Raw genomic sequence first — 5,306 nt, 5'->3', positions numbered from 1 at the left:
TTCCCGGCCCTCCCCGCCTTCCCGGCGCCCGACCGAACCCCCGCGGGGACATCCCGCCCACGAGGAAGGAAGACCGTCACGCCATGGCCGACACGGGTGGATTCCAGGACGACGACTTCTGGAGCGAGTTCTACGAGTTCCTGTTCCCTCCGGAGCGCTTCTCCCAGGCCGAGGAGCTGCTGACGACCTCTCCCCTGCTCTCCCTGCCACCGGGCGGCCGGGTCCTCGACCTGTGCTGCGGGCCGGGGGTGTTCACCGTCCCGCTGGCCCGCCTCGGCCACCGCACGACCGGTGTGGACCGCAGTCCGGCCATGCTGGAACGGGCCCGGAAGCTGACCGCGGAGGCGGGCGTGCAAGCGGAGTACGTACGGGCCGACGTGCGGGAGTACACGGACCCGGGCGCCTTCGACACGGTCCTCAACATGTTCACGTCCTTCGGCTACTTCGAGGACCCGGCGGACAACGCGCGGGCGCTGCGCACCATGCACGACTGCCTGCGGCCGGGCGGCAGCCTGCTGCTGGACGTGGCCGGGAAGGAGATCCTGGCCCGCCGGGTGGTGCCGCCCAAGGTGGTCCGGCGCGGCGGCGACCTGCTGGTGCAGACCGACAGCGTGCTGGACGACTGGGCGCGGCTGCGCAGCGACTGGGTGCTGGTGCGGGGCGAGCGGGTGACCCGGGCAAGCCTGGTGTGGTTCGTGTACAGCGCGGTGGAGCTGCGTGCGATGGCCGAGGCGGCGGGGTTCGAACGGGTCGAGGTGTTCGGGGGATTCGACGGCCGTCCGTACGACGAGGCCGCGGACCGGCTCGTCGTACGGGCGCACCGGCCGCACTGACCGGGCGCGGGCGGCCGGGCCCCTGCGGGCGCAGCGGACACGGGAGACGGTCAAGAGGGGCGCACGCCCAAGGCGCGAGCCCCGGTTCGCGCGCCCTTTCACGCCCGAGTGACCGGAATGTAATATTGCCAGGTCATCGCCGCGACGGGAGACAGGAAGCCGGTGCGAGTCCGGCACGGTCCCGCCACTGTGACCGGGGAGCGGACCCCTCACGAGCCACTGCGCGCACGCGTGGGAAGGCGGGGGGAACGCCGATCCGGGAGTCAGGAAACTGGCCTGTCGCGGGCCCGTTCCGAGGAGCGCGGACTCCCCAGGAGGCTCTACGTGTACGTCGGCATGCCCGGCTCCCTGCAGTTCCCCCCGTCCCCCCGCCCGTCGCACCGCCGCGCCCTGCGCGCGGCCGCGGCCGCCGCCCTGGTCTCGGTGCTGGCCGCCGGCTGCGGCGGCGGCACCGATCCGGCCGGGGAGGACGGCAAGCCCGCGGCCGCGCCGGCGGCGGGCTTCCCGCTCACCGTCGACAACTGCGGCACCCGCACCACCTACGACAGGCCGCCCGCCCGGGCGGTCACCATCCACCAGCACCCGGCCGAGCTGATGCTGGCGCTCGGCCTGAAGGACCGCATGGTGGGCACCGCCTTCCCCGACTCGCCGGTCCTCCCGCAGTACGAGCAGGACTTCAAGGCCGTCAGGCAGTTGGCGCAGAAGGAGCCCTCCTTCGAGGCCGTCGTCAACGCCGAGCCCGACTTCGTGTACGGCGGCTACGGCAGCGCGTTCGCCGAGAAGGAGGGCCGCTCCCGCAAGGCGTTCGAGGACGCCGGCATCGACACCTACCTCAACCGCGAGTACTGCGGGAAGAAGCAGGTGTCCATGGAGGACGCCTACGAGGAGATCCGCACCATCGGCGGCATCTTCGGCGTCAAGGACCGGGCCGACGCCCTCGTCGCGGACCTGCGGGCCCGCATCGAGAAGACCGGCAAGGCCGTGGAAGGCGCCCCCGCCGTGCCCGTGTTCGTGTACGACAGCGGCGACAAGGCGGCGTTCACCGCCGGCGGCAAGGGCCTCGGCACCGAGATCATCAAACTGGCCGGCGGGCGCAACGTCTTCGACGACCTCGACGAGGTCTTCGGCGACGTCTCCTGGGAGCAGGTCGTCGAGCGCAGGCCCGAGGTCATCGCCATCTACGACTACGCCGACGCCGGCAGCGTGCAGCAGAAGAAGGACTTCCTGCTCTCCCAGCCGGCCCTCGCAGACGTGCCCGCGATCCGGAACAAGCGCTTCGTGGTGGTGCCGCTGACCGCCACCCTCGTCGGCGTGCGCCCGCCGCACGCGGTCGAGGACCTGGCCCGCGGCCTGCACCCCGAGCGCTTCCGGTGACGGCCGCCGCCGCGGCCCGGCCGCGGGAGGGGTCCCCGCCCGGCCGCGCGGGGGAAGGCGGCGCACCCGCCGGGCGCCCCGGGCGGGCCCGGTTCCCGCTCGTCCTCTCGGGCCTGGCCGCGCTGCTGCTGCTGTCCCTGACCGCGGGGCTCGCCATCGGCTCGGTGCACGTGCCGCCCGGCGAGGTCTGGGGCATCGTCGGCCACGCCCTCGGCGTGGACCGTTCCGAGCCGACGTGGTCGCGGGCCCGCGAGCACATCGTCCTGGACGTGCGCGCGCCGCGCGTCCTGCTCGGCGCCGTCACCGGGGCCGGGCTCGCGGTGGTGGGCGCCGCGCTGCAGGCCCTCGTACGGAACCCGCTCGCCGAGCCGTACCTGCTGGGCGTGTCATCCGGGGCGTCCCTCGGCGCCGTCGCCGTGATCGTCTTCGGCTTCACGCTGTTCGGGGCGGTGTCGCTGTCGGCGGCCGCCTTCGCCGGCGCCCTCGTGACGCTGCTGCTCGTCTACACCACGGCGCGCTCCGGCGGCCGGATCACGCCGCTGCGGCTGGTGCTCTCTGGCGTGGCGTTCGCCTCGGTGCTCACCGCGCTGCTGGACCTGCTGCTGCTGACCGCCGACCGCGGCAACGAGGCCCGCACGGTCCTCGCCTGGACGCTCGGCGGGCTCGGCGGCGTGCAGTGGGGCACCCTGTGGCTGCCCGCCGCCGCCCTGCTGCTCGGCACCGCCGTGCTCCTCGTCCAGGCCAGGCCGCTGAACCTGCTGCTGGCCGGCGAGGAGTCGGCGACCACGATGGGGCTGGACGTGGCCCGCTTCCGGGCCCGCATGTTCGTCCTGCTCTCGCTGGTCACCGGGGTGCTGGTGGCGGCCGCCGGTCCGATCGGGTTCGTCGGGCTGATCCTGCCGCACACGGTGCGGCTGTTCGTCGGCAGCGACCACCGCAGGGTCCTGCCGACGGCGGCGCTGGCCGGGGCTGTGTTCCTGGTGTCGGCGGACATCGCCGCCCGCACCGTCGCCGCACCGATGGAGATCCCCGTCGGCGTGCTGACGGCGCTGTGCGGGGGCCCGTTCTTCCTGTGGCTGATGCGGCGGGACGCCCGCCGCCGGAGCGCCCGGGGGGCGGCGTGAGGGGGACCGACCTGGCCGTCGAGCGGCTCACCCTCACCGCCGGCGCCCACCGGCTGGTGCGGGAGGTGTCCCTGGCGGCCCGGCCCGGAGAGGTCGTCGGGCTGGTCGGGCCGAACGGCAGCGGCAAGTCCAGCCTGCTGCGGGCCGTCTACCGGGTGCTGCGCCCGCGGTCCGGGCAGGTCCTGGTGGACGGGGCCGACGCCTGGGCGCTGCCGCTGCGGGAACTGGCCCGCACCACCGCCGCGGTCGTCCAGGAGCCGGGCGGCGACTTCGACATGACGGTGCGGGAGGTGGTCGCCATGGGCCGCACCCCGCACAAGCGGCTGCTGGACGCGGACACCGCCGAGGACGCCCGCCTGATCGCCCGGTCGCTGGAGGCGGTGGACGCCGCCGGGCTGGCGGAGCGGCCGTTCGAGCAGTTGTCGGGGGGCGAGCGGCAGCGGGTGCTCATCGCCCGGGCGCTGACCCAGCAGCCGTCCCTGCTGGTCCTGGACGAGCCGACCAACCACCTGGACGTCCGGCACCAGTTGGAGGTGCTCGGGCTGCTGCGGCGGCTGCCGGCGACCGTGCTGGTGGCCCTCCACGACCTGAACCTCGCCGCGTACTACTGCGACCGGCTGTACGTCCTGTGCGGCGGCGAGGTGACCGCCTCGGGCGCGCCCGCGGAGGTGCTCACCACGGAGCTTCTGGCCGAGGTGTACGGAGTGGCGGGCGAGGTCGCCGTACATCCGCGGACGGGGGCGCCGCAGGTCACCTTCCTGCCGGCTCAGTCCGGTTCGTGAACGTGCGGCGCCGTCGGCGCGGGCTGCGGCCCGGCCGGCGGCGGGGGCGGGCGGGTCCGCCCGCCGTCGTGGCCCGTGGCCGCGGCGGCGAGGATCCCGGCCGCCGCCGCGGCGGCCACGGCCAGGCCGCCGGCCCGCACCGCCCACCGCGCCGCGGGGCCCTGCCCGGGGCGCCCGGGGCCGGGCGGCGCGAGGCGCTCGCCGCGCCGCGCGGGCCGCAGCAGCCGGACCAGCAGCAGTACGGCGACGGGCAGTTGCAGCAGCCAGAGCCCCGTACGCGGCCACTCCCCGTACCAGACGTTCGTCCCGTACAGCAGGGTGTGCCAGACGCCCAGCGCGTACACGGCGACGGTGAGGCGGTGCAGGCGCCGCCAGGCGGTCGGGCCGAAGCGGTGCCGCACGTAGAAGAGCAGGCCCAGCGGGACGGCGAGGTAGAGCGCGCCCTGCCCGATCGGGATGGCGGTGCGGCCGGTCCCCGAGTCGTACCAGCCGGGGACGAAGGTGTCGGCGAAGGCCGACCACAGGCGGGCCGCCCAGCCGAGCCGGGCCTCGTAGCGGACGAGTTCGGCGGCGAAGAGCAGCGCGTGCGCCGCCATCAGCGCCATGGTGGTGAGGCTGGCCGTCCGGTGCCACCGCTCCAGCGCCCGGCGGGACACGGGCAGCCGGCCCGGTCCGGGTCCGGACAGCAGTAGCCCGAGCATGACCGTGCCCCAGGACCACAGGAGCGCGGACCAGCCGAAGGCCTGGCTGAGCAGGTACATCCAGAAGGTGCCGGGATCGGCCATGAAGGGCATGACGGCGGTGGTGGCGGAGGTGCCGGACCGCATCCTGGACCACAGGAGGGCGAACACTGCGGCCGTGACGCCGAAGGCGGCCGCGGCATCCGGGACGGCGGCCCGCACGTCGCTCCTGAGTGAAGGCTGCACGCAGCGCTCCCCGCCTTCCGCCCGCCGGCGCCAGGGGGCCTGCGGGGTGTCCGAGTCTTCCGCGACCAGTGTTGCGGACGGGGCCGCCCGCCCACAGCAGCGAAACCGGTCACCGCGCACCGCCCCCAATCCCCCGGCCTCTCAAGGCCTTTCGAGCCGCCGTTCGCTCAGGCGGGGTACAGTCTGCTGCTGTTGATCTTGATGGTGGCGGGGGGAAGAAGGACGTGGCACGGCAGGGCGGGTACGGACAGCGGACGGGTACGGGGC

4 protein-coding genes, 1 pseudogene and 1 riboswitch are annotated in these 5,306 nt (G+C 74.9%); of the genes and pseudogenes, 4 read left to right on the top strand and 1 reads right to left on the bottom strand.

Going from position 1 to position 5,306, the window contains the following annotated elements; translation table 11 throughout:
- Positions 1 to 83 precede the first annotated feature (83 nt).
- The 4 genes and pseudogenes from EF903_RS28260 to EF903_RS28245 all read left to right on the top strand — a co-directional run.
- The gene (locus tag EF903_RS28260; RefSeq protein WP_125547857.1) at positions 84 to 833 is read left to right on the top strand and encodes a class I SAM-dependent methyltransferase; all 750 of its coding nucleotides are present in this window, start codon (positions 84 to 86) and stop codon (positions 831 to 833) included.
- A gap of 113 nt (positions 834 to 946) precedes the next feature.
- Positions 947 to 1,128, top strand: a riboswitch (cobalamin riboswitch).
- 41 nt (positions 1,129 to 1,169) lie between these two features.
- The gene (locus EF903_RS28255) at positions 1,170 to 2,207 is read left to right on the top strand and encodes an ABC transporter substrate-binding protein (RefSeq protein WP_125547860.1); all 1,038 of its coding nucleotides are present in this window, start codon (positions 1,170 to 1,172) and stop codon (positions 2,205 to 2,207) included.
- Positions 2,204 to 3,331 (top strand): iron ABC transporter permease, encoded by a 1,128-nt coding sequence (locus tag EF903_RS28250; protein WP_185902869.1) that lies wholly within the window; start codon positions 2,204 to 2,206, stop codon positions 3,329 to 3,331. Before EF903_RS28255 ends, EF903_RS28250 begins: the two co-directional genes overlap by 4 nt.
- 95 nt (positions 3,332 to 3,426) lie before the next feature.
- A pseudogene (locus EF903_RS28245) lies at positions 3,427 to 4,113 on the top strand (ABC transporter ATP-binding protein); the annotation flags it as partial.
- Here EF903_RS28245 and EF903_RS28240 read toward each other — a convergent pair.
- Positions 4,098 to 5,039 carry a ferric reductase-like transmembrane domain-containing protein gene (locus EF903_RS28240; protein ID WP_260616040.1) on the bottom strand — a complete coding sequence of 314 codons (942 nt, stop codon included), beginning with the start codon at positions 5,037 to 5,039 and terminating at the stop codon, positions 4,098 to 4,100. The pseudogene EF903_RS28245 and the gene EF903_RS28240 sit on opposite strands and share 16 nt — an antisense overlap.
- Positions 5,040 to 5,306: the final 267 nt, after the last annotated feature.

The sequence above is a fragment of the Streptomyces sp. WAC05292 genome (assembly GCF_003949955.1).
GTDB classification, from domain to species: domain Bacteria; phylum Actinomycetota; class Actinomycetes; order Streptomycetales; family Streptomycetaceae; genus Streptomyces; species Streptomyces globosus.
Note: the sequence above shows the minus strand (reverse complement) of the source record. Positions and strands in the feature narration are given on the sequence as shown.